The organism is Gilvimarinus agarilyticus, from assembly GCF_000832015.1.
In the GTDB taxonomy this organism is placed as follows: domain Bacteria; phylum Pseudomonadota; class Gammaproteobacteria; order Pseudomonadales; family Cellvibrionaceae; genus Gilvimarinus; species Gilvimarinus agarilyticus.
Genome location: NZ_JXCJ01000001.1, coordinates 3,435,743 through 3,462,206, shown reverse-complemented (window position 1 = coordinate 3,462,206; position 26,464 = coordinate 3,435,743). Strand labels below are relative to the sequence as shown.

At 53.9% G+C, this 26,464-nt stretch carries 21 protein-coding genes; 19 read left to right on the top strand and 2 right to left on the bottom strand.

Features of this window, described 5'->3' with window-relative positions; all coding sequences use genetic code 11:
- Positions 1–67 precede the first annotated feature (67 nt).
- The 7 genes from SD69_RS15010 to SD69_RS14980 all read left to right on the top strand — a co-directional run bounded on the left by SD69_RS15010 (position 68) and on the right by SD69_RS14980 (position 7,502).
- Positions 68–1,030: a class 1 fructose-bisphosphatase gene (locus SD69_RS15010; RefSeq protein ID WP_041523853.1), complete on the top strand. Its 963-nt coding sequence runs from the start codon at positions 68–70 to the stop codon at positions 1,028–1,030.
- 118 nt (positions 1,031–1,148) lie between these two features.
- On the top strand, positions 1,149–1,841 hold the full coding sequence (locus SD69_RS18215) for a hypothetical protein (protein WP_052481204.1): 693 nt from the start codon (positions 1,149–1,151) through the stop codon (positions 1,839–1,841).
- A gap of 418 nt (positions 1,842–2,259) precedes the next feature.
- A complete protein-coding gene (locus SD69_RS15000; RefSeq protein ID WP_041523852.1) occupies positions 2,260–3,345 on the top strand; it encodes an AI-2E family transporter in 1,086 nt (361 codons plus the stop codon).
- The gene (locus SD69_RS14995) at positions 3,338–4,870 is read left to right on the top strand and encodes an efflux transporter outer membrane subunit (RefSeq protein ID WP_232301215.1); all 1,533 of its coding nucleotides are present in this window, start codon (positions 3,338–3,340) and stop codon (positions 4,868–4,870) included. Before SD69_RS15000 ends, SD69_RS14995 begins: the two co-directional genes overlap by 8 nt.
- Positions 4,867–5,994 carry an HlyD family secretion protein gene (locus SD69_RS14990; protein ID WP_041523851.1) on the top strand — a complete coding sequence of 376 codons (1,128 nt, stop codon included), beginning with the start codon at positions 4,867–4,869 and terminating at the stop codon, positions 5,992–5,994. Before SD69_RS14995 ends, SD69_RS14990 begins: the two co-directional genes overlap by 4 nt.
- Positions 5,995–6,025: 31 nt before the next feature.
- A complete protein-coding gene (locus tag SD69_RS14985; protein WP_084591603.1) occupies positions 6,026–7,075 on the top strand; it encodes a DUF2955 domain-containing protein in 1,050 nt (349 codons plus the stop codon).
- 4 nt (positions 7,076–7,079) lie between these two features.
- Entirely contained in the window at positions 7,080–7,502 is a 423-nt protein-coding gene (locus tag SD69_RS14980; RefSeq protein ID WP_041523850.1) for a potassium channel family protein, read from the top strand.
- Between the two features lie 14 nt (positions 7,503–7,516).
- Here the strand turns inward: SD69_RS14980 and SD69_RS14975 are convergent, their stop codons facing one another.
- On the bottom strand, positions 7,517–8,071 hold the full coding sequence (locus tag SD69_RS14975) for an acyl-CoA thioesterase (RefSeq protein ID WP_041523849.1): 555 nt from the start codon (positions 8,069–8,071) through the stop codon (positions 7,517–7,519).
- A gap of 183 nt (positions 8,072–8,254) precedes the next feature.
- Here SD69_RS14975 and SD69_RS14970 point away from each other — a divergent pair, with 183 nt between their 5' ends.
- Together SD69_RS14970 and ggt are read left to right on the top strand one after the other, a co-directional pair.
- Positions 8,255–9,562 (top strand): DUF5924 family protein, encoded by a 1,308-nt coding sequence (locus tag SD69_RS14970; RefSeq protein ID WP_084591602.1) that lies wholly within the window; start codon positions 8,255–8,257, stop codon positions 9,560–9,562.
- Between the two features lie 447 nt (positions 9,563–10,009).
- A complete protein-coding gene (ggt, locus tag SD69_RS14965) occupies positions 10,010–11,701 on the top strand; it encodes a gamma-glutamyltransferase (protein ID WP_084591601.1) in 1,692 nt (563 codons plus the stop codon).
- 2 nt (positions 11,702–11,703) lie between these two features.
- Here the strand turns inward: ggt and SD69_RS14960 are convergent, their stop codons facing one another.
- On the bottom strand, positions 11,704–12,669 hold the full coding sequence (locus tag SD69_RS14960; RefSeq protein ID WP_052481202.1) for a tRNA dihydrouridine synthase: 966 nt from the start codon (positions 12,667–12,669) through the stop codon (positions 11,704–11,706).
- Positions 12,670–12,961: 292 nt separating this feature from the next.
- Here SD69_RS14960 and SD69_RS14955 point away from each other — a divergent pair, with 292 nt between their 5' ends.
- The 10 genes from SD69_RS14955 to SD69_RS14910 all read left to right on the top strand — a co-directional run bounded on the left by SD69_RS14955 (position 12,962) and on the right by SD69_RS14910 (position 26,400).
- A complete protein-coding gene (locus SD69_RS14955; RefSeq protein WP_041523848.1) occupies positions 12,962–13,210 on the top strand; it encodes an OadG family protein in 249 nt (82 codons plus the stop codon).
- Between the two features lie 86 nt (positions 13,211–13,296).
- On the top strand, positions 13,297–15,084 hold the full coding sequence (gene oadA / locus SD69_RS14950) for a sodium-extruding oxaloacetate decarboxylase subunit alpha (protein ID WP_041523847.1): 1,788 nt from the start codon (positions 13,297–13,299) through the stop codon (positions 15,082–15,084).
- 17 nt (positions 15,085–15,101) lie between these two features.
- Entirely contained in the window at positions 15,102–16,409 is a 1,308-nt protein-coding gene (locus SD69_RS14945) for a sodium ion-translocating decarboxylase subunit beta (protein ID WP_041523846.1), read from the top strand.
- 128 nt (positions 16,410–16,537) lie between these two features.
- Positions 16,538–17,890 (top strand): DEAD/DEAH box helicase, encoded by a 1,353-nt coding sequence (locus SD69_RS14940; protein ID WP_052481201.1) that lies wholly within the window; start codon positions 16,538–16,540, stop codon positions 17,888–17,890.
- 2 nt (positions 17,891–17,892) lie between these two features.
- Positions 17,893–18,657, top strand: coding sequence for a M90 family metallopeptidase (locus SD69_RS14935; RefSeq protein ID WP_041523845.1), 765 nt, complete (start codon positions 17,893–17,895; stop codon positions 18,655–18,657).
- A 358-nt stretch (positions 18,658–19,015) separates the two neighbouring features.
- Positions 19,016–19,825 (top strand): PhoH family protein, encoded by an 810-nt coding sequence (locus SD69_RS14930; protein ID WP_052481200.1) that lies wholly within the window; start codon positions 19,016–19,018, stop codon positions 19,823–19,825.
- Positions 19,826–20,409: 584 nt separating this feature from the next.
- Positions 20,410–22,170 carry a TolC family outer membrane protein gene (locus tag SD69_RS14925; protein WP_198144109.1) on the top strand — a complete coding sequence of 587 codons (1,761 nt, stop codon included), beginning with the start codon at positions 20,410–20,412 and terminating at the stop codon, positions 22,168–22,170.
- Between the two features lie 74 nt (positions 22,171–22,244).
- Positions 22,245–24,395, top strand: coding sequence for a type I secretion system permease/ATPase (locus SD69_RS14920; protein ID WP_041523844.1), 2,151 nt, complete (start codon positions 22,245–22,247; stop codon positions 24,393–24,395).
- Positions 24,395–25,813 (top strand): HlyD family type I secretion periplasmic adaptor subunit, encoded by a 1,419-nt coding sequence (locus SD69_RS14915; RefSeq protein WP_041523843.1) that lies wholly within the window; start codon positions 24,395–24,397, stop codon positions 25,811–25,813. The genes SD69_RS14920 and SD69_RS14915 overlap by 1 nt, the downstream gene beginning before the upstream one ends.
- The gene (locus SD69_RS14910; RefSeq protein ID WP_041523842.1) at positions 25,813–26,400 is read left to right on the top strand and encodes a helix-turn-helix transcriptional regulator; all 588 of its coding nucleotides are present in this window, start codon (positions 25,813–25,815) and stop codon (positions 26,398–26,400) included. Before SD69_RS14915 ends, SD69_RS14910 begins: the two co-directional genes overlap by 1 nt.
- Positions 26,401–26,464 lie beyond the last annotated feature (64 nt).

Here is a 26,464-nt window from a genome sequence, read left to right as displayed (position 1 = left end):
ATTACCTCACTTGCCGGAGGCGGGCGCTGCGGCCCCGCCTGTACCCTCCCACCTACAAGGACTTTTTATGCAGACAGTCGAGTTGCAATTACAAAGCGATCAGGTCAGCCCAGAATTGCGTGAGTTGGTGCTAACGCTTCTAAGCGCCAGTAAAACCATCGCCGATAAAGTGCGCCGTGGCGCTCTTGCCGGTGTGTTGGGCTCGGCGGCGCAGCAAAACGTGCAGGGCGAAACACAAAAAAAACTCGATGTTATCGCCAACGATATTCTTAAACAGGCGCTGTTGGCCTCAGCACAGGTGCGGGCGCTGGCCTCTGAAGAAGAGGATAACGTCGTCGCGGCTAATGCCGAGGGTGGCTATGTGGTGGCGTTTGACCCGCTCGATGGTTCATCAAACATTGATATCAATGGTCAGATAGGCACTATTTTTACTGTGTATCGCGCGCAGGATGTTGCCTCTGACTCTCCCGAGCAATTCGCCCAGCCGGGCAGTGCGCAAGTGTGTGCCGGTTATGTGCTGTACGGCCCTTCGACCCAGCTAGCACTAACCACCGGCGGCCCGTCGCGCTTGTATACGCTTGATACCGATGGTCAGTATGTGCTGACCGAAGCCGAGCTTGCCATCGCGCCGGATTGCCAAGAGTACTCCATTAATATGTCCAATCAACGCCATTGGGCCCCCGATACTCAGGGATATATTCAGGCGTTACAGGCTGGTAGCGAGGGCCCGCGCGGCAAAGATTTTAATATGCGCTGGAACGGCGCCATGGTGGGGGATGTGCACCGGGTATTAATGCGCGGGGGGATCTTTCTGTACCCGGCCAATACGCAAAGCAAAATACACAATGGCAAATTACGCTTGTTGTACGAGGCAAATCCTATGGCGATGCTGGTTGCACATGCCGGTGGAAAGGCCATCAGTGGGGCGCAAAAAATTCTTGATATTCAGCCCGAGAGTTTGCATCAACGAGTCCCGGTTATTCTTGGTGCGAGTAACGAAGTAGACGAGTTTTCTCGGCAGCACCATTAATACTCTGAATTTACAGGCGGTGTGAGAGTTTTATTGTTCTTTAGGTGTCAACCCACCTATACTCGTAAGTCACTTGTGCGCGCCCGATCTGGGCGAGAAATCCAACGGAGAGGATTAGATGAACATATTACGAACGACTGCCAGTATTGCTACCCTGATTGCATTGGGTGTGTTAAATACGGCGTGTAACGATAAGCCGGAAACGCTACCTGCCGAGCCGTCAGCTGTTACGGCCGAAGCCGCCAAAACACCAGAGCCCGTCACTGAGTCGGTGATGGCTGAGCCCGAGGCGCCGCCTGCAATGGCCTCAGCCAGCGATGAAAAGCCGTTTATTGCTATGACCGAAGTGGATGTGGTCACCGCTGAGGTGCGCGCTATCAACCAGGAGACACGCGAAGTAACCCTTGCGGTCGAAGGTGGCGACATCAATGTTGTGGTCGGTGAACAGGTGCAGAACCTTGGCCAGGTTAAGGTAGGCGATACCGTGGTGGCTGAGTACCTTAACCAGCTAACTCTGGAGCTGGTAGATGGCGAGGGGCTGGAAGCGGGCGAAGCCTTTGCCGAAGTGGCGGAACGCGCGGAGCAAGGCGAGTTACCGGGTATGATGGCCGCCGCTGAAGATGTAAAAGTATTTATGGTTGAGGCGATCGACCTTGATGACAACACCTTTAAGTTGCGCGATCCTGCCGGTGATGTTCACAAGTTTACCGCCCGCCACCCGGAGAACCTTAAACTTGCCGACGTGGGCGATGCGCTGATTGTTACCACTAAAACGGCCGTGGCGGTAGAGGTGATGCCGGCCGCTGAGTAAACGGCTTAACGGCGTGACACTGCCGCTCGCAAAAGGCCGCCCATTGAGGCGGCCTTTTTTATGTTTCAGGCTCTGGTAAAAGGCTGCGCACAGACAAACTGGCAAGTGGTTGTCATGTCGGCTACATATAGTGGTTATAATGTGCCGTTCAGAATGCCTCTGTTTAATCGTCTGGCGCATAGGTTGCAGATGCTACCATTTTGCGTATTACCCAAACGGGCCATTTTTGACGTATGCTTATCGTTTTGCAGATTGACCGCTCAGCGGGTGAGTTGCCGGACTTAAAATAAGTCTCTGCAGAGTGTTCGTGTTTTATCGGCTTGACGTCTCGCGGGCGTCTGGCTTGCATGTCGGGCCAGCGAGGGCTTTATCTAGCGCTCGGGGAAACTCTAATTATTGTTATGGATGATCAAAACTAATGAAACCCTCTAACTCCCCCTTGATCGACACCTCAATTCGTCTAGGCTTGATCGCCCTATGGGTCTATTTGTCTGTCGCGATACTGCACCCGTTTCTCAGTTTACTGCTGTGGGCCATGATTTTGGCCATAGCACTCTATCCGTTACATGAAAAAATCGCCGCTAGACTTGGCGGAGGGCACGGTCGGGCGGCGACGCTATTGGCGCTCAGTGTCGTGATTGTGGTGGGTGTACCTACGGTCATGCTGACTGTCTCCTTTGTCGATCATATGCTCGGCTGGTATCAGCAGGCCGTCGATGGCACGTTGCGTGTTCCGGAGCCTTCTGCCAGTGTGGCTGAGTGGCCCGTTATTGGTGAAAAGGTCGATGCCGCCTGGCGCGCCGCGTCTGAAAATACCCGCGGCTACCTCGTGGAGCACGCGGAGCAAATACGCGTCTATGCTCGCAAAGCGATGTCGGCCCTTGGTGGTGTGCTCACGACGTTACTGGCCTTTCTGGCCGCCTTTATCGTAGCCGGTATCATGCTGGCTTATTCTAAACCAGGTGGCGAGACGACTAGCCGTATTTATCGTCGCATATGTGGGCCTAAAGTTGGTGATGACCTCCATGCCTTAAGTGTGGCTACCGTACGCTCGGTAGCCGTTGGTGTTGTGGGTGTCGCATTTATTCAGGCGCTGCTGCTGGGGGTTGGCTTTATGTTGGGCGGTGTTCCCGCCGCAGGTGTACTGGCCGTCGGAGTATTAGTCCTTGGTATTATGCAGGTGCCGGCCGCTATTTTTGTCATTCCGGTGGTCGCCTGGTTGTGGATGGCGGGTGATAGTTCGACTCTGGTCAACGTATTGCTGACGGTTTACCTAATAGCCGCTGGCCTTGCCGACAACGTGCTAAAACCTATGCTGTTGGGACGCGGCCTGGCCGTGCCCATGCCGGTTATTTTGCTGGGCGCCTTAGGGGGGATGTTTGTTGGTGGCTTGATTGGCTTGTTTGTCGGCGCTGTTATTCTTGCTGTGGGTTATCAAGTGTTTATGGCATGGGTAAACGATGCCGAAGCGCCGGCACCAGAGGTGGCCCCCACCAGTGATTAACCGGTTATTGCGAAGCGTAACACGCAGTGCTGTCCTCACCGCCACCTTTACTCTGATCGCGTGTGCGCCGTTGGGGCCAGATCATCAAGAGCCACAAGTGGATTGGGTGGCCGAGTGGCAGCCCGAGCTATACGGTCAGGCCGGGCAGAGTGACAATGCGTTAGATCTAAGCGCTTGGTGGTTGCGGTTTAATGATCCACTGCTAAATCAGCTAATTGCCACGGCGCGCGAGCAGAGCCCCAGCTTAAAAATTGCCGGTCTGCGTATTCTGGAAAGCCGTGCTGTGCTGGGTGTGGCGACCGGCCTGCAGTATCCACAGGTGCAGCAATTAAGTGCCAGTGGCGCCTATGTGGGGCAAAAACGTGGCGGCGGCAAATACCGTGATTTTACCTCCAGCGAGGCTGCCTTTAGTTTGGGGTGGGAGATGGACTTTTGGGGCCGCTTTCGTCGCGGTGTAGAGTCGGCCGATGCTGCTTACTTTGCCTCGGTTACCGCCCAACATGACGCTCAGGTGCTGCTGGCCGCTCAGGTGGCGAGTTTATACTACGGTATTAAAACCACAATGCAGCGCATTGAGATTGCGCAAAATAACCTGGCACTGCAACAGCGCAGCTATGAAATTACCGAGCAATTGTTTGATCGCGGGCAAGACTCTGAGTTGGATTTACAGCAGGCAAAATCTCAGTATTTATCCACTCAAGCGAGCATCCCCGGCCTCAGGTTAATTTTGCAGCAGCAGCGCAATGCGTTGGGGGTGCTGTTAGCACGGGCTCCCAATGATCTACCAGAGCTTGAGCGTATAGACAGTAAGCTGCCGCAATTACGTGCGCTGAGTATTAGAGATATTCCCAGTCAATTACTGTTGCGCCGGCCCGATGTGCGCACCGCCGCCTGGCAGGCGGCAGCACAGTCTGCGCAAGTGGGGATAGCGCAGGCCGACCTGTACCCGTCGCTCTCCCTGTTTGGCACGATCGGTTGGTCTGGCGATAGCCTCGCCGCCACTAACGACGTGCTAAGCGTTGCGGCAGGCCCATCACTGAGTTGGAATATTTTTAACTACGGACGCTTAAAAAATAATGTTCGCGCTCAGGATGCTCGCTTGCAACAGGCATTAGAAGGATACCGGGCCAGCGTGCTTAATGCGGCGCGAGAAATTGACGATGCAGCCAACCGTGTTGCGCAAACTGAGGCGAGCCAACAAATACTCGATGATGCACTTACCGCAGCCGAGCGCTCGCTTGCTATTGCTACCCGTCGTTATAGAGAGGGTTACTCAGATTTTCAACGCGTGCTGGACGCTCAGGCGAGCACCTTCCGTCAATCTGATCGCGCGATTTCCAATCACGGTGATCATATTGCCGCGATTATAGGCCTATACCAGGCTCTGGGTGGTGGCTGGGAGCAGGCCACCATTGACAATATTATACCCGACACCATGCGCGACACGTTAGACGAGCGAACTGATTGGGGCGACTTACTTGAGGCGCCTTTAGGCAATCCACCAGAACAAGGAACTTCACCATGACCGAGCCGGCCACACCAGAGTCAGCGCCGTCAGAACCCGCTGCTAGCGCCAAAGCCGTCTCCCGTGGTGGGGCGATTGTGTTGGTGATTATTGTGCTTACGTTGGTGTGGCACTTACTGGGTGATCGATTTACGCCTTACACCTCACAAGCTCGTGTACAGGGCTATGTGGTGGGTGTCGCGCCCAAAGTGGCTGGCGTATTAACGGACGTATGGGTGAGCAATAACGAGCGTGTAAGCGCTGGACAAAAATTGTTTGCCATCGATCAGTCACAGTATCAAATTGCCTTGCAGCAGGCGCAGTCGAATTTAGATAATACCCAAAAGCAGGTAGAGGCCGGTGATGCCGGAGTCGAAAAAGCCCGCGCCAGTTTACGCGCGGCTAAAGCCGGAGAGCTAAAAGCGCAGCAAGATTACACTCGCCTGAAGCGGTTACGCGAAGATGACTCTGGCACGATCTCCGAGCGTCGGCTTGAAATGTCCGCGGCAAGCCTGGAGCAGGCGCGGGCCCAAGTGGCTGTGGCCCAGGCCGATATCGCCCGGGCGATTGAGCAAAAAGGTGGCGACTCCGCCGAGGAGAACACGCTCTTACGAACGGCGCAGTCGGCGGTCGATAAAGCCGAGCTGGATTTGTCCAACACCACGGTGGTCGCGCAATCCGCCGGGGTGGTCACGGACATGCGTGCCGAGGTAGGGCAGTTTGCTGGTACAGGTAGTCCGGTTATGACCTTAGTGGCCGTCGAAAACGTTTGGGTTAGCGCCGACTTTACCGAGAATAATTTAGGCCATTTAACGCCAGGTACACCAGTAGAGATACTGTTGGATGCGCTGCCGGGGCAAGTGTTGCAAGGCAAAATTAAAGGCATCGGCGTGGGCATTAGCGCCGGCCAGCCAAGCCACGCCGGCGCGTTGCCAACGGTGCAAAACAATCGCGATTGGTTGCGTCAGGCGCAGCGCTTTCCGGTGCAGGTAGAGTTTAGTGAGCGATTGCCTCCCGAGGCCATAAAGCAGTTGCGAATAGGTGGGCAAGCGTCGGTGATTGCCTATACCGATGGGCATGGGTTTCTCGGGCTGTTGGGTAAGCTCTATATCCGCTTGCTCAGCCTGTTAACGTATGCCTATTGATGGTGGTTTTAGCCGCTAATTGGTTTTGTTGATGCTATTTACACGGCGTTTGCCATTGGCCGCAAGGCGCAGTTTTCGTTTAGCGTTTACGACGAGCTTAGTGTTGGCTGTAGCCTATGGCGTCGGGCTAGGTTTACCCTTTATTGCGCCTTTATTTGTGGTGATACTCTCGGCTAAACCCTCGTCGCCCCCAGGGCCTAAACAACTGCTATTGTTGGTTGTTGCGGTGGTAGTGAGTTTAGGCGTGGGATTATTACTTGGGCCGCTTCTGCAGGCCGCTGCCGTGCCTGCGCTATTAATTATTACCGTCGGTTTACTGTTTAGCAATCGCGTGGCGATGTTGCCGGGTAAAGCCGCGGTTGGCACCCTGCTGGCGATGGGCCTTACCGTGATTCCACTAGCCAGCAGTGTCAGCCCGGCACTTGGATCCATGCTCATTTCGACGTTAGTTGTCGGTATCATTGTCGCCGTTGTGGGGCAGTGGTTGGTGTACCCCCTTTTCCCGGAAGATGACGGCCCAGTCGCTGCGCCGCTGGCGCCCTCCGCGGTGGCGACCGGTTGGTTGGCCTGGCGCGCTACCTTGATCGTGCTGCCGGCATTTTTACTGACACTGACCAACCCGGCAGCGTACCTGCCGTTAACCATCAAAAGCATTCTGCTTGGGCGCGAGGCATCGCAGGTGCATTTGCGCGAGGCTAACCGAGAATTAATTGTTTCCACTCTGCTGGGCGGTTTCTGCGCAATTGTTGTGTGGTTTTTGCTGAGTTTGGCCGTTAATTTGTGGTTTTATTTTGGCTGGATGCTGCTGATGTGCCTGGTGTTGGCGTGTGGCGCCTATGGTGTCATCCGCAGTCGGTTTAAGCCGTCATTTTGGGTTGGCACTATTACGACTATGATTATTCTATTGGGCATGGCGGTGCAGGATAGCGCTAATGGCAAAGATGTCTATCAGGCCTTCTTTGTGCGCACCGCGCTATTTTTGGTTGTGGCTATCTATGCGGCCATGGCCATGGCTGGCCTCGAGTGGTGGCGTCAGCGGTGCCAAGATAAAGCTGAATTAACCCGCAATACAGTGAGGTAACACCATGTTGTTAAATTTTGTGATGGGCCTGTCGATGATGGTGTTCTGTCTGTTTTTGCAAGGGCTGCTGGTTTTGGCCGCGCTGCGTTTTTACGCTAGGCGCGAGCACAAGTTGCACTCAGCCTTTTTGGTGTCGATGCGGGTAACATCAGTGATGATGTTTATTCTAATCTCAGGCAATGTAGCTCAGGTGATCGCATGGGGAACCTTGTTTTACGGCTTGGGCGAATTTGAGGAGTTTTCTCAGGCGGTGTATCACTCGGCGGTTAACTTTGCCACCCTGGGGTATGGCGATATTGTTATGTCAGCCCAATACAAGTTGCTGGGTCCGCTAGAGGCGCTTAATGGCGCGCTGATGATTGGTGTATCCACAGCGGCCTTGTCGCGGGCGTTCTCCGAGGCGCTGAAAGACCATCTGCCAAGTTAAAGGTGACAGCGCTGTTACGGCAGCGCGATTTGGCAATTTTCGCCCACCAGTTTCTGAGTTTCGGCGGTAATGTCCAGATCTTCTTGCAGACCCTGGAATTGATGCCGGTATTCGGCTTTAAAGCGTTTGCGAAACTTACCCCAAATAAAACGGCGTACCTCAATTTCGTCTTCTAGTATTAAGCCCGGTACTGGCACGGGCTTACGCGTTTCTTCATCGATGGCCACCATCGTAAAGTAAGAGGTGTTGGTGTGTTTATTAATGCCGAGCTTAAAGTCTTCTGAGTAAACTTTAATGCCCACCTCCATTGAGGAGCGGCCAACATAGTTGACCGAGGCCATTAGCGTAACCAGCTCACCAACCTCCACCGGGCTGACAAAGTTAACCGAGTCGACCGAGGCCGTTACACAATAATTGCGCGAGTGGCTGGCCGCAGTGGTGTACGCAATTTTATCCATCAGCGATAAAATAACCCCGCCATGCACCTTGCCGCCAAAATTAGAATAAGAGGGAATCATCAGCTCTTTAAGAACGATTTGTGAAGACTTTACGGTGCGAAACTCGGACATTGTCTGCTCTTAAGTTAAGGATCAGCCCAAATGGTATCGTGTAACACCGCCCAAACCAAGGTGTCTACCCTGCGAATGGGCGAACCGCTTAATATTGCGTGTTGCGCAAGGTACGCCAGCGCCACGTTGCCGTATAATTTTGTCCAGGMAGCACAGGGCTGCGCGATCTTTAGGTGAGAGCATTTGCAGTTTATAAAAAAGTTTGTTGTCGTTTGTGCCAAGCTTGCGGCCCGGTATCCGGGCTTGTTGGCATTGGTGGGCTTTGTCTCTGGGGTGGCGAGTTTCTTTCTGGTAGAGCGCGAACAGGAGCGGTTTGCGCAGCTGGTTTCCTTGCTAATGGTGGCCGCTTGGGTGCTGCTGATGCTGGAGAACTTGCTCAAGCGGGGGCTCAGCCACCGGTTTGGCGTAGAGTTGCCAGATCCGGTGGTTAAATTCGCCACTCAGATGGTGCATCAGGAAAGCCTGTTTTTTGTTATACCCTTCTTTTTTATTACCACGGCCTGGAACAGTGGTCAGCTGGTGTTTACCGGTATGCTCATGGCCGCGGCGGCCATCTCGGTGATTGACCCGATTTACTATCGCTGGCTCGCCACTAAGCGCTGGCTCTACTTCTTTTTTCACGGTTTTACATTGTTTGCGGTGCTGTTAACGGCACTGCCGATTATTCTGCATTTACCCACGTCGCAATCTTACTTTTGGTCGTTGGCCGTGGCGGTGGTGTTGTCTTTTCTCAATATGGTGCGGGATTTTTCGTTTGGTTGGTGGCGTCGCACGGCGCTGGCCGCGGCGTTGTTGATGGGCGCGGCAGCGGTTGGTGTGCTGGCGCGCCCCTGGGTGCCTCCGGCGACCCTTTGGCTGACTGACGTGGCCATTACCGGAGCAATCGACGACAAGGCCAAAGAGCCCGCTGAAAAACTCAAGGTGGTAAGTGTTGAGCAATTGCAACAAGGTTTGTACGCCTACACCGCAATTCATGCGCCGCGTGGTTTACGCGAACGGATTTATCACGTGTGGCGTTTAAACGGCAATGTGGTGGATAAGATCGCACTGGATATTAATGGTGGCCGTCAAGCCGGGTACCGGGCCTGGTCGCATAAGCTTAAGTTTCCACCCTACCCACAGGGCAATTGGCGTATCGACGTGGTGACCGAGGCGCGTCAGGTGGTTGGGGTGCTGCGCTTTAAAGTGGTGGAGTCGCAACAGACTGTGCATGAGGAGCGAGCCAAAAAATCGCCCGCCGAGCTATTTACCTCACCAGAGTCATCCATCCGCGAGCCGATTGTTAACGCCATAAAAGAGCAGGGGCGCGAACTGGTGGATCAGGTGCTGTCGGCCGATAGTGATTCTAGTGAGGCCCAGCCTTCAGCTAACCAAGACCTGGAGCCGGACATGGCCGCGGCGGTTTCATCGTCGTCGGAGTCGAGTGCCCCTGTCTCGGCCGTCGTGCAAAAGGCCTCCAGCGCTAGCTCGGTGAGCTCGGCCGGCCCTTAAGCGATTTACGGGAATTTGCAGGTGACCGTTACCTTGATTTAGGTATAATGGGTATAAAGGGAACATGAGGGGCAGGTCTGGCGTACTATTCGTTGGAAGTGTTACCTCGGAGAGAGGCGCTTAGTATCACAGGGTGTGCTCTCGCAGTGCTTCTGGCGGTTGTCAGAATCGGCAGTTTGAACGAATCGTTGTTTTCAGAGGTAATGTCATGTTTCGTCTCACTGAGTACCTGCGTTTATCTGTGCTGAATTTTCGGGCAGTACGCTGCGGTAAAATAAGCGCCCATTTAGGTGTTGAAGGTCGTCGCGGAGACGCCTTTTGGTTTTAAGTTGGTGTGCTTTAAGCGCCTAAAGCCCTCGCAATTTGCGGGGGCTTTTTGTTTGTGGTGTAGCCCTGTAGGGTACTTATAGCTAGCTGCGCTCTTGTCGATATTACTCTGGAGATCCAATGCGTCAATTCACACAACTTGTGGCCGCTGTTTGCTTGCTTTGTTCGGTAGCGGCCACGGCCACGGCCGAAATGACCGGCTATGCGCAGGTTGCCGACGATGGCCGCGCGGCTGTAGCCACCGTACAGCCCCGCGCGACGGAGGCGGCAATGGAGGTGTTGGCCGCAGGCGGTAACGCGATAGATGCCGCTGTGGCAGCTGCTTTGGCTCTGGGCGTGGTTGACGGGCATAACTCTGGTATAGGTGGCGGCTGTTTTGCGCTGGTGCACTGGGCGGATGGCACTATTGAGGCGTTAGATGGGCGCGAGACCGCGCCAATGCTGGCGAGCCGTGATATGTATGTTGTCGACGGCAAGCTACAGCGCGACTTAAGCCGTACCGGGGCGTTAGCCTCGGGTATCCCGGGGTCGGTGGCCGTGTACGACTATCTGCTGCAAAAAGGTGGCGCGCTTAAGCGCCAGCAGGTGTACCAGCCGGCCATTTCACTGGCGGAAAAGGGCTTTGCGATCGATCAAATTTACGCCGAGCGCCTGGCGCGCAACCGTGAGGTACTGGCGCGCTTTGACGGTACAGCGCAGGTACTGCTGGACGAAAACGCTAAGCCTTGGCCAGCGGGGCACGTGCTGCAACAAGACGACTTGGCTAAGACTTATAAGCAATTGGCGCAGCACGGCGCCAAATATTTTTATCAAGGCGAGTTTGCCGCGCAAGCAGAGCACTGGATGAAGGCCAATGGCGGTCTGATCCGCAAGGAAGATTTTGCCGCGTATCAGATGCACCAGCGCGCGCCGCTGCGCTCGGGTTACCGCGGCTATGAGGTTGTCGGGTTTGGTCCACCCAGCTCCGGCGGGGTGCACGTGGCGCAGATTTTAAATGTGCTGGAGCCATTTGAGCTGGCAAAGCTGTCCACTCTTGAGCGCTATCACGTCACCGCCGAGGCTATGAAGCTGGCGTTTGCCGACCGCGCTTATTGGCTGGGCGACCCGGCCTTTGCCGATGTGCCGAAAAACATAGTGAGTAAAGCCTATGGCCGCACGCTGAGCGATAAAATCGCGCTGGATAAAGCGGCGGTATCGGTAGAGCACGGCACGCCGCCGCAAGCCGAGGTGAACTTATTTGATAAACACACGACGCATATCTCGGTCGCTGATAAGGCGGGTAACTGGGTGGCGATTACCACCACGGTAAATACCGATTTTGGCTCCAAGGTGATTATCCCGGGTACTGGCGTGGTGATGAATAACCAGATGGACGATTTTGCCTCACAGCCTGGGGTGCCCAATGCTTATGGCCTGGTGGGCAGTGAGGCCAATAGTATAGCCCCGGGTAAGCGGCCGCTGTCGAGCATGAGCCCAACCCTGTTGTTAAAAGACGGTACGCCGGTGATGACTCTCGGCGCCGCTGGCGGGCCGACCATTATTACCCAAGTGGTGCAGGCGTTGCTAAATACCATCGATTTGAAGTTGCCGCTGGCTGAGGCCTTGTCGGCCAGCCGCATTCACCACCAATGGCGGCCAGATGCGTTATATCTGGAGGCGACAGCGACACCGGAGCTGCGTGAAGGCTTGCAGGCACTGGGTCACACAATGAAAGTGCTGGGCCCATACGGCTCGACTCAGGCAATTGGTTTGGATGAAAAAGGGTTTGTTGCTGTATCTGAGCCGCGGCTTGAGCAGCGCAACCGGCACTGAGCTTAGCCTGCGCGCTGGGCCAGTTGCGCGGTAAAGTGCGCGCTAAGCACCTCGGGTTGCTGAACGCGTTTAACGGCCTCAAAGAATACGGCCGCCTCGGGGTACTGCCGACGTAAATAGACCAACCACTGTTTAATACGGTTGCCGGCAAATTTGTCGGGGTAGTTGGGGCGGCAGAGTTCGAAGTACTGCTGCAATAAAGCGCAGACGTCGAGCCAACCCATGGGGGTGTATGTTTCGCCGGCGAGGCTCGCCTTAATTTGCCGCGCCAGGTCGGGGCACGCTAACAGGCCCCGGCCCAGCATAACGTCGCGGCAGCCGGAGCGTTCGCGGCAGCGATGGTAATCCTCAAGGGTCCAGATCTCGCCATTGGCGACAACCGGGATCTTGAGTTTTTGCTGAATTTCACCAATGCACTCCCAGTAGGCTGGCGGGCGATATCCGTCGGCCTTGGAGCGTGCATGCACCGCTAGCGAGTTGGCACCGGCCGCTTCTACAGCGCTGGCATTCTCCAGATAATTGTCGCGTGCATCAAAGCCCAGGCGGATTTTGGCACTGACAGGAATGGCCGCAGGAACCGCCTGACGCACCGCGTTGACTATGGCGTAAACCCGTTCGGGTTGCCGCAACAGGCAGGCGCCGCCATCACTTTTATTCACCGTTTTGGCGGGGCAGCCAAAATTGATGTCGATGGCGTTAGCGCCTGCTAGCGTGGCGCGCACGGCATTGTCGGCCATAGGCCCGGGTTGGCCGCCCAGCAATTGCAGCTTTACTGGCACCCCGGCCGGGGTCAGGCAATCATTGTCCAGCTCGGGGGCCAAGCGGCGAAACACTCGGCGCGGCAGTCGTTGATCCACCACCCGCACAAACTCTGTGACGCAGCCGTCAATGCCGCCGATGCGCGTCAGCAGGTCCCGAACCTGATAGTCGACAACCCCTTCCATAGGGGCTAGCTGTAGATGGCTCATTGCCTGCTCCTCATTGGGGGCGTATTTAAGGTCGCGTAGTGTACACAGTTTGCCAGACGCTGTCGGCGCTCAAATATTTTCAGGGTAAAATCGTCAAAAAACGGGTAAATTTCGTTAAAATTCCTAAAATGACGGCTAAATGACTGCAAATTTTGTCTGTGCTGAATGGGGCATCTTGTAAGTTTTTGAAAGATAAGAGAAAATGCACGGCCGTTTGCGCCGCATAGCGCCGTCATGACATGGCGTATTGTGCTTGCCGGTGCCAATGACGATTAATTAAAGGTAGTCATAAATGCAAGATACTCTGATGCAGCAGGGCATGGATCTCATGATCTACGGTATGGGTACCGTGCTGGTCTTTTTGACGTTGTTGGTCATTGCCACACTGATCATGTCACGATTTGTGATGCGCTTTTTTCCGGATCCGGTCGTGGCCGAACCAAGCCGTCCTGCTCCGCAGGCGGCGCGTGACGCTGGGGTAGACCCGCAAGTACGCAGCGCCATTGAAAAAGCCATTAAGTTGCACCGTGCGCGCCACTGATCCGCTGGTATTTAGTTGCCAGCCATAACGATTGATGCGAACGGCTACACGCCGATACGAATGATAAATTTGGGGTAGAAAACACCATGAGCGAGCTTAACAAGCCATTGGGTATTACGGATGTGGTTTTGCGCGATGCGCACCAGTCATTGTTTGCCACGCGTATGCGGCTCGATGATATGTTGCCGATTGCAGCAAAACTCGACGAGATCGGCTTCTGGTCGTTAGAAACCTGGGGTGGCGCAACATTTGATAGTTGTATCCGCTATTTGGGTGAAGACCCTTGGCATCGCATTCGCGAGCTAAAAAAAGCCATGCCCAAAACGCCTATGCAAATGTTGCTGCGCGGGCAAAACCTGCTGGGATATCGCCACTACGCCGATGACGTGGTGGAAAAGTTTGTCGAGCGCGCCGCGCACAATGGCGTGGATGTGTTTCGGGTGTTTGACGCGATGAACGATATGCGCAACATCGAGACAGCGCTCAAGGCCGTTAAGCTGCAAGGCAAGCACGCTCAAGGCACTATCTCCTATACCATTAGTCCTGTGCACACCTTGGAAGGCTGGGTCGAGCAAGGTAAACGCATCGAAGATATGGGTGCTGACTCGATCGCCATCAAAGATATGGCGGGCCTGCTTAAGCCTTACGTTGGTTACGAGCTGGTTAAGCGCCTTAAAGAAAGCTGCAGTATTCCCATCCATATGCAAAGCCACGCTACCACGGGTTTGGCTCACGCGACCAACCTTAAGTGTGTCGAGGCGGGTATCGATAATGTTGATACTGCCATTTCGTCCATGTCCATGACCTATGGTCACAGCCCGACCGAAACTCTGGTGGCAAGCCTGGAAGGCACCGGGCGCGATACCGGGCTGGATATTCATAAGCTTGAAGACATTGCTGCTTACTTTCGTGAAGTGCGTAAAAAGTACGCCAAATTTGAAGGTGCTCTTAAAGGCATCGACTCGCGCATTCTGGTGGCTCAGGTTCCCGGTGGCATGCTCACCAATATGGAGAACCAGTTGCGCGAGCAAAACGCTACCGACAAGCTTGATGATGTGCTGAGTGAGATCCCTAAAGTTCGTGAAGATTTAGGTTACATACCGCTGGTAACGCCGACTTCGCAAATTGTGGGCTCGCAGGCGGTAATGAATGTCTTGAGTGGCGAGCGCTACAAAACCATTACCCGGGAAACTGAAGGCGTACTTAAAGGCGAGTATGGCTCTTCACCAGCGCCGGTTAACGCCGAGCTGCAAAAACGCGTGCTGGGGGATGCCGAGCCCATAACCTGCCGTCCGGCGGACTTAATCAAACCCGAACTGCAGGCATTGACTGACGAACTGCTAGCTCAGGCAAAAGAGAAAAGTATCGATCTAAGCGCGGGTGATGGCCAAATTGACGATGTGCTGACTTATGCATTGTTCCCTCAGGTTGGTCTGAAGTTTTTGCAAAACCGCGATAACCCGGATGCCTTTGAACCTGTGCCTACGGGCAAAGAGGGCAGTGCGCCCACTACTGAGTCAGGTGACGAAATTTACACGGTTGAAGTGGACGGCAAGCAGTACGCTGTTACCGTCTCAAACGGTGGTGACATTACAGCGCTGGGCGCTGTCGGCGGTGCTGCATCGACATCAGGTTCGCCCGGCGCACCGGCCGCGGGCTCGGGAGAGCCAGTGCCGGCGCCTTTGGGTGGCACGATCTGCAAATTGGCAGTACAGGTTGGCCAGCAGGTTGAAGAGGGCGATACCTTGCTGATTCTCGAAGCCATGAAAATGGAGTCAGAAGTCAGTGCGCCACGCGCCGGTACGATTGCCTCTATTAATGTCCAGGCCGGAGACGCTGTTACCGCCGGTGACAGCCTGCTTAGCATCGCTTAATTAGTCGGAATTAGATTATGCAAAACTTTTTACGCCTGTGGCATGACTCGGGCATCTACCACCTCGATCTGGGGCAGGGTGTGATGCTGTTGGTAGGCTTGCTACTCTTGTTTTTAGCGATTCGCAAAGGCTTTGAGCCTCTGTTGTTGGTGCCAATTGGCTTTGGTGCGATTCTGGCCAACATTCCCGGCGCGGGCTTATCCCTTTCGGCGGTAGAGAATGCCATTGCCTCGGGCTATCCGGACGTGCTGGCGCAAATTGCTCAAGTGCTGGGGGCCAGCGCTGACGCTGGTGTGCAGGCGCTCAATGATGCCTATAAGCACGCTCCTGCGGCTATCCAGGCGGACGCCTACCGGCTCGCGACCGACCTGGGTTACACCAACGGTATGCTCTACTCGTTTTACACGGTTGCCATAGGCAGCGGTGTGGCACCTCTGGTTATCTTCATGGGGGTGGGGGCCATGACCGATTTTGGCCCACTGCTGGCCAACCCAAAAACGCTGTTTTTAGGGGCGGCGGCTCAGTTTGGCATTTTTGCCACGGTACTGGGAGCGGTTGGTTTATCCACTACCGGTATTATCGACTTCTCGATTCAGGACGCGGCGGCCATTGGGATTATTGGTGGTGCCGATGGCCCCACCGCCATTTATGTGGCCAGCATCCTCGCTCCCGAGCTGCTTGGTGCCATTGCCGTTGCAGCATATTCTTACATGGCGCTGGTGCCTCTGATTCAGCCGCCCATTATGCGTCTGCTGACTAATGAGGATGAGCGCAAAATTCGCATGGAGCAAATGCGCGTTGTCTCCAAGCGCGAGAAGATTGTTTTCCCGTTAATTCTGTTGATTCTCGTGGCACTGATTTTGCCAAGCGCCGCGCCGCTGTTGGGTATGTTTTGTTTTGGTAACCTGATGCGTGAGTGTGGTGTGGTTGAGCGTTTAAGTGACACCGCGCAGAATGCGCTGATCAATATCACGACGATCTTCTTGGGTTTGTCGGTGGGCTCCAAGCTCGCTGCCGATAAATTCCTCGACCCAAAAACCCTGGGTATTTTGGCGCTGGGGATTGTGGCATTTGGCATTGGCACGGCTATGGGGGTGTTAACCGCCAAGCTGATGAACTTGGTTTGCAAACACAAAATTAACCCCTTGATTGGTTCGGCTGGTGTATCGGCCGTGCCGATGGCCGCGCGGGTATCCAATAAAGTTGGGCTCGAATCCAACCCGCAAAACTATCTGCTGATGCACGCAATGGGCCCCAATGTGGCCGGCGTTATCGGTTCGGCAGTCGCCGCCGGGGTTATGATCTCGATTGTTTCTTCGCTGTAACCCCACACGGGGCGGGCGTTTGACTGCCCCGTGTGTATTATTTATCGGGCGGGCTAGCCGCCGACTGTGCGGTACTTAGCTGACGCGCGCTGCACAGTTTGACTTGCGTTCATCTGTTGAGACTCGCCGTGAATAATTCTGCAGCTTTCGCCCAACTATCACACCCCCGCTTGCAGGCGGCGCTTGCTCAGCTGGAGCTTGAGGAGCCAACTCCGGTGCAGGCGGATGCCATCCCCGCTGTTTTGAGTGGCGCCGATGTGGCGGTATGCGCGCCAACCGGCAGTGGCAAAACCCTCGCATTTTTGTTGCCCATGTTGCAGCTGCTGCTGACCCGTAAGAGTGGGCGCGGTTCGATTCGGGCACTTATTCTTACCCCCACCCGTGAGCTTGCCCGGCAAATTGTTGCGCAGGCGCGCAAATTGTGTGAGCAGGACATGATCAATGTGGTGGCGCTTACGGGCGGCGACAGCAAAGCCGCGCAAAAAGAGCTGATCGCCTCGGCGGATCTGTTGGTGGCCACCCCGGGGCGCATGTCGGAGTTTGTGGGCGCCGGATTAGCGGATTTATCGAAGCTGGAGTTTCTGGTGGTGGATGAAGCCGACCGAACCCTGGATATGGGGTTTTCTGATGATGTGAGCCGCATCGCCAAAGCTTGTCCTGACTCGCGGCAAACCTTGCTGTACTCCGCCACGTTAAAAGCTAAGGGGCTGGGGCAGTTGTTGCTCGCGTTAACGAACCCCGAAACCCTACGCCGGATTGATATTAATCAGTTGGTAACCAACCGGGCACTAGAGAAAATACTGGCCGATGACTGGCCGCATAAGTGTCAGTTGTTGGCGGCGCTGTGCCAGCAGCGAGAGTTTCGCCGCGCGGTTATTTTTGCCAACACCCGTGAGCGGGTAAACGAGATCGTCAGTACATTGGACAGTGCCGGCGTGCGCTCTCTGGCATTGCACGGTGAGGTAGAGGCGAAAATCCGCAAGCAGGTAATGGCGCGTTTTAGCTCGGGGCAGTGCAATATTTTGGTGGCGACAGACTTGGCCGCCAGAGGCCTGGATGTCGAAGGGGTCGAGCTCATTATTAATGCCGACTTACCCTACAATGTGCCTAGCTTTGTGCATCGTGCCGGTCGCACAGCTCGCGCCGATGCCAGTGGCACTGTGGTGTCGTTGGTAACCGCGCAAGGCTGGAACTTGATGGCCGATATCGAGCGCCACTTAAACCAACCGGCTAAATTTGTGCAGATCGATGGGTTAATTGCCCGTTACCGAGGCCCGAAAAAAATAAAGAGTTCGGGTAAGGCGGCGGGTAAAAAACCAGCTAAAGCAACGGCTAAAGGCAGTAAAAAAGTTGCTGATAAAGCGAAGAGTAAAAATCGTCAGCGTGATCAAAAGAATGTCGGTAAGCGACGCCAGGCCGCCTCGAGGCCAGAGCCGAGCGTAAAGTCGTGGACCAGTCAGACCAACAAAAAAGAGTCATAGGGATGTTTCAGTGGTTTCGCCAATGGCGAGAAGAGCGTGTTGTTCGTGCTAACCCCATCGATGAGCGAGATTGGCAGCAAGTGCTTGAGCAGTTGCCGTTACTTAAAGGTTTGACCACCGGTGAGCTGGCGCGGTTGCGCCGGATGGCTATTTTGTTTATGCACGAGAAGGACTTTGTCGGTATTCAGGGGGTGGTGCTGACGGGCAACATGGCATTACTTATTGCCCTGCAAGCGTGCTTGCCTATTTTAAATCTCGGTGTCGAATGGTATCGCGGCTGGCAATCAGTTCTCGTTTATCCCGCTGGGTTTAAAACCCAGCGCACGCAAGTCGATGCCAGTGGTGTGGCGCACGAAGCGGAACACCACCTGGCCGGCGAAGCCTGGAATCAAGGTGGCGTTGTACTCGCCTGGAGTGAAACGGCTAAAGCGGGTGTGATTGATGGGCACAATCTAGTGATTCACGAGTTTGTGCATAAGCTCGATATGCTCAATGGCGCTGCCGACGGATTTCCGCCGTTGCGCGCCGGCATGTCGGTCGATGACTGGACGGCGAGCTTTGGTCGAGCCTATGACGACTTGTGTGAAAAGGTGGCCCGTGGCGAGCATAGCGATATTGATCGTTATGGTGCTACTAACCCGGCTGAGTTTGTCGCGGTGACGAGCGAGGTGTTTTTCGAGCTGCCAAAACTATTGCGTGACACTTACCCGCAGGTGTATCGCAACTATGTGGCTTTCTACGGTCAAGACCCCGCTAAGCGCTTATAAATTGAGCATTAAGCACGCCTGTGTTTAGTGCGTGTGACAGGCCGACGAATTGTTTGTGACATCTTTTGGTGCGAGTGTTTGGAGTGCTTAAAAAACTCTAAAAAGCCGTTGACCCACTTTATAATTTGGGCATAAGATGGTTTTCGAGGGCATATGTTGTGGTTTGAATGGCCGTGAGACACAACTCAAGGCTGTAACCTCTATATCGCTCGGGTCTCAAATGTATCCAACCACAGGAGTGATTTCTTCGCACAATCTTCTTTGCATTACCAGGTAAGGCTCATCGTAAGCGGTGGCAAGCCGTTACACATTCACGCGATGCGCCGGTATTTACTTTGAATTGACAAGGATAATACTCATGGCGAAAAGATCTCAGGCACGACGCAACCCCCATCAATATGACGACATGGATGACGGCGGTTTTAAAGTCAGTAAAGGGCGCTCTAAGTCATCCCGAAAGCACCGCCGAGACGACGGCAACATCGTCGAAATGAAAGGCCGCTCGCAACAGCTCGAAACCGCATACAGTCCGCAACGCTCCTCGCAACCCCTTATCGCTCAAACCCCCTCGCAACAACGTTACATCGATGCTATCAAAACCCACAACTTAACCTTTGGTACTGGCCCTGCCGGTACTGGTAAAAGTTATTGTGCCGGTGCGTTGGCGGCAGAGGCCTTAGAGTCCGGCCGTATTGAGCGTATCATTCTGACTCGCCCCGCCGTTGAGGCCGGCGAACAGTTAGGCTTTTTGCCGGGGGCACTCGATGAAAAGTTCTCGGTTTATATTGATGCGTTTCGCGATATTTTAAACGAGCGCCTCGGCGCGGGCACGGTGGATTACTGTTTGCGGCACGGCAGAATCGTCGCAGCGCCCTTAGCGTTTATGCGTGGTAAAACGTTTAACAATCGCACTTTTGTCGTGTTGGATGAGGCGCAAAACACTTCGCCATCACAGATGAAAATGTTTTTAACTCGCATTGGTGAAGATTGCAAAGTGGTGATTAACGGTGACATAGAGCAGAGTGATATTCGCGGCTGCAATGGCTTGGCAGATGCTATCGGTAAGCTCAATGGCGTGAACTCTGTGTATGTTCATCGTTTTGAGCGCGAAGACATTGTTCGCAGCGGCTTGGTTCGCGATATTATTGATCGCTATGAATTAAGCTAGTCAGCCATCGGTAACGGGCGCTAGCGTTTGGCGTGGGCGCCCTGTTACCTTGAAACGCACATCGATAGATGCTTTTCTCGCCGAGCTTAATCCAGTGCATCCAGTCAGCCGTTTCCCGCGTATACACTCGATACAAAAAAGGTGTGTCGAGCTAGTTGCATTTTTGGTGCATTGCACCAAAATGGTTATATGAAAGAGGTGCTTTAACAGCCACTTCTTATAAGTAATGAATCGCTTTGCCTTGATCGTTATTCCATTTTTGAAGTACTATCTCATGCAATATGTGGAAATATGTGACAGCGTTCTCAGTTTTAGCCGTAGCGAGCTCTTTGAATTGGCAAGAGGGTGTTTTTTCACGAACAGTTATTAGATGTCTTCGCTGTTTTGGCGGATAAACCTACAGATTGATAACGTAGCTCGTTTGTCGCTGCTACTATATAAATACTTAGCCGATTCAATGTCACCATTAGTCGTTAAGAATAGAAATTTTCATTGAGGGATTTTCAATGCAACTCGCCTTACGTAAATCAGGAATGTTTACACGTTTCTTGACGAGTTTTCTGTTAGCTGGTGCGAGCTCGGCTGTGATCGCGCAATCTGATAGCCAATCACAAGCACAAACCTCTACTCGCTCCAACATTACGGACGGGATGATTGTCGAGGTCAATTTTTCGAGCCGCGACGTAGTGCTGAAGGCGCTTGACTACAACCCAGAAGTGCAGGCGGCCTGGAATACCTATCAAGCCGCTGAGCATAATGTTGGCACAGCTCGCGGCCAGTACCTCCCCTCGATAGACCTTACCGCTAGTACCGGTAAACAGCGCCGCGATTACGACGGCCGGGACGATTACGATATAAACAGTGCGGAAATTTCGCTTACTCAGATGCTCTTTGATGGGTTTCGCATTAGCGGAGAAGTAAGCCGGCTCGATAGCGCCCGCCAAGTACGTTATTTAGAGCTGCTCGATACCGTCGATAACCTCTCTCTTGAAGCATTTGAGGTGGCAGAGAATCTCGTGCGTTATCGCAAGTTGTTAAGGCTGGCGCGCACCAACTACCAAGAGCACTTGAGTGTGCAAAAACAAATTGGTGATCGTGTTGATCAGGGCGTGGGGCGTCGTGCCGACCTAGACCAGGTTGACGGCCGGGTGGCTCTGGCCGAGTCGAACTTGCTGACCGAAGCGGCTAACTTGCATGATGTGACCTCTAAGTATCTGCGTATCGTGGGTGACCTGCCGCCGGAGCGTTTGGTGCCTAATGACCTTAAGTCCGAGCCGATTCCCGCGTCCGTAAAAGACGTGCTTTACAGTGCCTACCAAGGTAACCCAGGCTTTCATGCGGCCATTAAAAACATTGCCGCTGCACAGGCGTCAGTGCGCACTCAGCGTTCGGGCTACTATCCACGTGTCGAGCTGCGGGCACGTTATGGCACCCAACAAAACCTAGGGGTGTTTGATGACCGTATTGATCCGGATGATTTTGGTGACGAAGGTGCCATTGAATTGGCGCTGACCTACAACTTATTTAACGGCGGTTCTGACCGTGCCGCGGTAAAGCGGTCATTATCGGAAGTGGATACTGCGAAAGATCAGCGCGATGTTGCTTGTGTTAATTTGCGGCAGACCGCGCAAATTGCCTACAACAATACGCACAGTTTGGAAGACCGCTTGATTTCCTTAACCCAGCATCGCGAGGCGAGTGATCGTGTGCGTCGGGCGTATTTAGAGCAGTTTCAAATTGGCCAGCGCACCTTGCTGGACTTACTCGATGCCGAAAACGAGTACTTTCAATCGAGCCGCGCCGTTATTAACAGCAATCACGATTTAAACATCGCTTACGCGCGGGTGCTGGAGTCTATGGGTAAATTGTTGGTGTCACTGAACATTGTGCCTGACGACATCCCGTTGGCTAGTGATTTAGAAGAAGATCTCTCCGATATCGATGTCGAGCCTTCGGCGGCGTGCCCCGCGCTTTCTCCCGCCGCGCTTTCACGCGACGACTTGCTGGATAATGTAGTTACTTACGAAAGTGACGCTCTGTTTGCCGATAATAGCTCGGTGCTTACCAACTCGGCCATGAGCCAGCTAGACCAGCTGTTGGCGCGTTTTGGAAATCAATCGGGCCGGGTCGCCGAAGTCGTTATTGCCGCTCAATCGGCCGACCCTAATCCTTCAAATGTAAGTCGCACCTTATCCAGCGCCCGGGTGACGGCCGTGCGGGATTATCTGGTTATCAACGGTATCGATGCCGGCCGCGTAGTGGTAGAGCCAGAAGTGGATCCGGCGGGTGCTGTAGTCCGGCCCGCGACCGACCGCATTGAGATCACTATACGCCAACTGCAATAAGCTGCGCGTTTTCAAGCCCCGGCACTTAACGCTGGGGCAAAAGAGTACCGACGACATAAGAGACTCAGTATCCTATGAGTGATAAAGCTGACGAGGCGAGCCACGCCTCGTTACGTGGTGGCCCGCTGTTAAATTGTCTGTTGATTCTTTCTCGCATGCACGGGATAAACACCTCTGGCTCGACGCTGTTGGCGGGTTTACCCTTACAGCATCAACAACTTCCTCCCTCGTTATTTGATCGTGCCGCTCGTCGTGCGGGGCTTACCAGTCAACTGGTGCGACGCTCGTTAAACGAAATTAACAGTTCACTCCTTCCCGTTATTTTGTTGCTTGAAGGCAACGAGGCCTGTGTGCTTTTAGGTATCGAGGGTGATCAGGCCGAGGTGGTTTTTCCCGACTTGGCGCAAACTCAGGTCAACATTCCTCTTGAGGAGCTCGAGGCGCGATACGCGGGGCGGGTGATCTATGCCCGGCCGCGCTTACAGTTCAGTACGCGTAACGCCGACATCCACAAAACCCATAAGGGACATTGGTTTTGGGAGGTTATCAAGGCGCACCGTGGTTTATATCGTGATGTGCTGTTTGCCGCTTTACTGGTGAATATTTTTGCCTTGGCTATGCCTCTGTTTGTGATGAACGTGTACGATCGGGTGGTGCCCAATTTTGCCATTGAAACCCTGTGGGTGCTGGCCTCGGGGGTAGCGATTGTTTTGTGCGCCGATGTTTGCCTAAAAATGGTGCGGGCCTGGTTTGTCGATTTGGCGGCGAGTCGTGTCGATATCACTCTGTCTGCTTCTATTATGGCGCGGGTGTTAGGGATGCGCATGAGTGAGCGGCCAACCTCGGTGGGCTCTTATGCCGCGGGGCTGCAGGCGTTTGAATCGGTACGCAGCTTTATCGGCTCCAGTACCATTATTGCGTTTGTCGATCTGCCTTTTGTGCTAATTTTTAGTTTAATTATTGGCTTGCTGACCTCTTGGTGGTTAGTGATCCCGATTGCTGTTGGTGTGTTGGCTTGTTTATTTTACGCCGCCGCCGTGCAGGCCAAAATGCATGAGCTGTCACTCAGCAGTATGGAGGCGAGTGCCTACCGGAACGCGGTGTTGGTTGAGAGCCTGAATGGCCTGGAAGCACTTAAAACCTTGGGTGCGGAAGGCAAAATGCAAAATTTATGGGAGAAAACAACGGTTTTTCTCTCGCGCACCACCACGAAAATGCGATTGTTATCTGGCTCGGTTACCACCGGTGCGGTGTGGGTGCAGCAGTTGGTGGCCGTTGCCATTATTATTGTGGGTGTTTACTTAATTACCGAGGGTGAGCTGACTCAAGGTGGCTTGATTGCCGCTTATATGTTGTCCTCACGCATCATGGCACCCGTTGGCCAGAGCGCTGCGTTAATGATGCAGTACCATCAGGCCGCCACGGCGCTCGAGAGTGTGGATCGGGTCATGAATACCCCGGTCGAGCGCCCCGATCAAGCTGAGTGGATTTCCCGCCCCCGGCTGGACGGACGGATTGAGTTTAACGGTGTGTCGTTTAGTTATCCGCACGATGAGCGCCAGGCGCTGCGTGATGTGAGCTTTAGTGTTGCCCCTGGTGAAAAGGTCGCCATTTTAGGACGCAATGGCTCAGGCAAAACGACGATCGAAAAAATTATCGCGGGGCTTTATGCTCCCAGCGGCGGCAGTGTGCTTATAGATAATATCGACATTGGTCAGCTGGACCCGGCGCAGCTGCGACACAATATCGGTTATGTCTCTCAGGACGTAAATTTGTTTCTGGGTACCTTGCGTGAAAATATAACAATGGCAGATCCGCGAATTGATGATGAGCGCTTGCTTAAAATCATCGAGTTATCGGGCTTGGCAGGGTTTATTAATTCACACCCTCAAGGCTTGTCGATGCCGGTGGGTGAGCGTGGCGAGTTGTTATCGGGTGGGCAGCGCCAGGCTGTCGCTATTGCCAGGGCTTTGGTGGCCGACCCAGCTATTTTATTGTTGGACGAGCCTACCGGTGCGATGGACCATACGAGCGAAGAAGAGTTAAAGCGCAATTTGGCTAAGTTCTCTACGGGCAAAACCATGCTGGTTATTACCCATCGCAACTCTTTGTTGGCCATGGTTGATCGCATTATCGTCATTGATGGTGGCAAAATTGTTGCGGATGGCCCCAAAGAGCAAGTTGTAGAAGCCTTGCGCCAAGGCCGTATCGGGAGGGCCAATTAATGAGCCAAACCCGAGAGCAAAAGCACTTTAGCCGTATTGGCCGCTGGATTACACGCCTCGGCCAACCTTTTGGCAAGTTGGTTGATAAGGTGTGGAACCGCTGGATGTCGCCTTCGCAATCACACTCTAAAGATTGGGTGGAAGACGCGGATTGGGCGCGTATTCAGCAGGCACCTCTGCGCGCGCGAGGCTTGCTATACAGCATGCTGTTAATCGTAGCGGCACTCGTGGTATGGGCTGGTTTTGCGCAAATTGATGAGGTTGCAAGGGGGCAGGGCAAGGTCATTCCGTCGAGTCACACGCAAATCGTCCAGTCTTTTGACGGCGGTGTGGTCGAAGAAATCTTAGTGAAAGAGGGACAGGTGGTCGAGCAGGGCGCGTTACTGATGCGGATTGATCCGACCCGGTTTATCTCGACGTTTCGGGAAAACCAAGCGCAATACGCGGCCCTGCAAGCTCGCGCTGCCCGGTTGCAAGCGTTGGTTGAAGATTCGCCGCTGGAAATCCCGGAAGCCGTGAGCGAGAGCGAGCCACGGGTGGTGGCCAATGAGACAGTGCTGTATCAATCCAACCTCAATGAGTTAGAGCAAAAGTTATCTCAGGCACGCCAACAATTGACGCAGCGACGCGAAGAGTTAAATGAAGTTGAAGCGCGGTTAATTCAGGCTTCAAGAGCGTATGAGCTGTCGAGTCAGGAGCTACAGGTCACTCGGCCCCTGTTGGGTAGCGGTGCAATCTCGGAGGTGGAGATTTTACGATTAGAGCGCGACGCCTCTAATGCCAAGGGCGAAATGGATCAGGCTACAGCGCAAAAAGCGCGCATTCAATCGGCTATATTAGAGGCGCAAAACAAACTCCAAGAAGTGCGCCTGGTGGCTAAAAACGAGTGGCGCAGTCAACTATCAGAAACACTGGGTAAATTGTCGAGCCTGTCAGAGACAAGCACCGGGTTGGCCGATAGAGTAAAGTATGCTGATATTCGTGCACCAGTACGAGGTACCGTACAGCGGTTGTTTATCAACACCGAAGGGGGCGTGGTTCAGCCTGGCAGTGAAGTGCTCGAGATGACACCGCTGGATGACCAGTTATTGATTGAAGCCAAGATCCCGCCCAAAGATATTGCGTTTTTACGCCCGGGCCAGCCCGCTATGGTAAAGCTGACGGCCTATGATTTTACGGTTTACGGTGGGCTATCTGGTGACCTTGAACATATCAGTGCCGACACGATCACCGACGAGCAAGATCAAACCTATTACTTGGTGCGGGTAAGAACTCGCGAGTCGGGGTTTGATCAGGCGCTGCCGATTATTCCGGGTATGACGGCGCAGGTGGATATCATTACCGGTAAAAAAACCGTGTTAGCGTATCTTTTAAAGCCCATTCTTCGGGCCAAACAAAACGCCTTAACAGAGCGATAATGCAGTCAATATTCGTTTCTACATCAGAAGTAAACTCCGCGCGTTGGGCTGTGGCCTTGGCCGATGCCAAAGTGTGTTTAGATTACTCGCCTGCCGATTTGACCCTAGATGAGCACTCGCTGGTCTGGGTGGTGATGAGTGGCCCTTGGCGCGAGCATTTTCGTGTGGCGCTGGCCGCCGGAGCTAAGGTTATCGCCATGACCCTCAACGAAACCGCTGCCGAGGCCCGTACTATTATTGGGTTGGGCGCGAGCGGTTATGTGCATGCGCTCGCAGCCCCCGAGTTACTGCGGCAGGTAAAAAATGCCGTGGAGTACGATGGTATTTGGTTAGGTAAACATTTGTTGAGTGAATTGTTGAAGGTTTCTGCCCCAGCTAAGCCCCGCCCTGCCGTGGGTGAGCAGTTAAGCATGCGCGAGCGAATGGTGGCATTAGCGGTTGCCCGAGGTAAAACCAACAAAGAGGTGGCGCGCGAGCTTAACATTACTGAGCGTACGGTTAAGGCGCACTTGGGAAACTGCTTTGACAAGCTTGGGGTTCGTGACCGAATGCAGCTGGCACTGCTAATTAACCGTGACGACGTCTAGCTTACGAGCGTGCCTCGGGTTCGCTAAATCCCTTGTTTGGTATTAATATTATTGTTTGTATAAG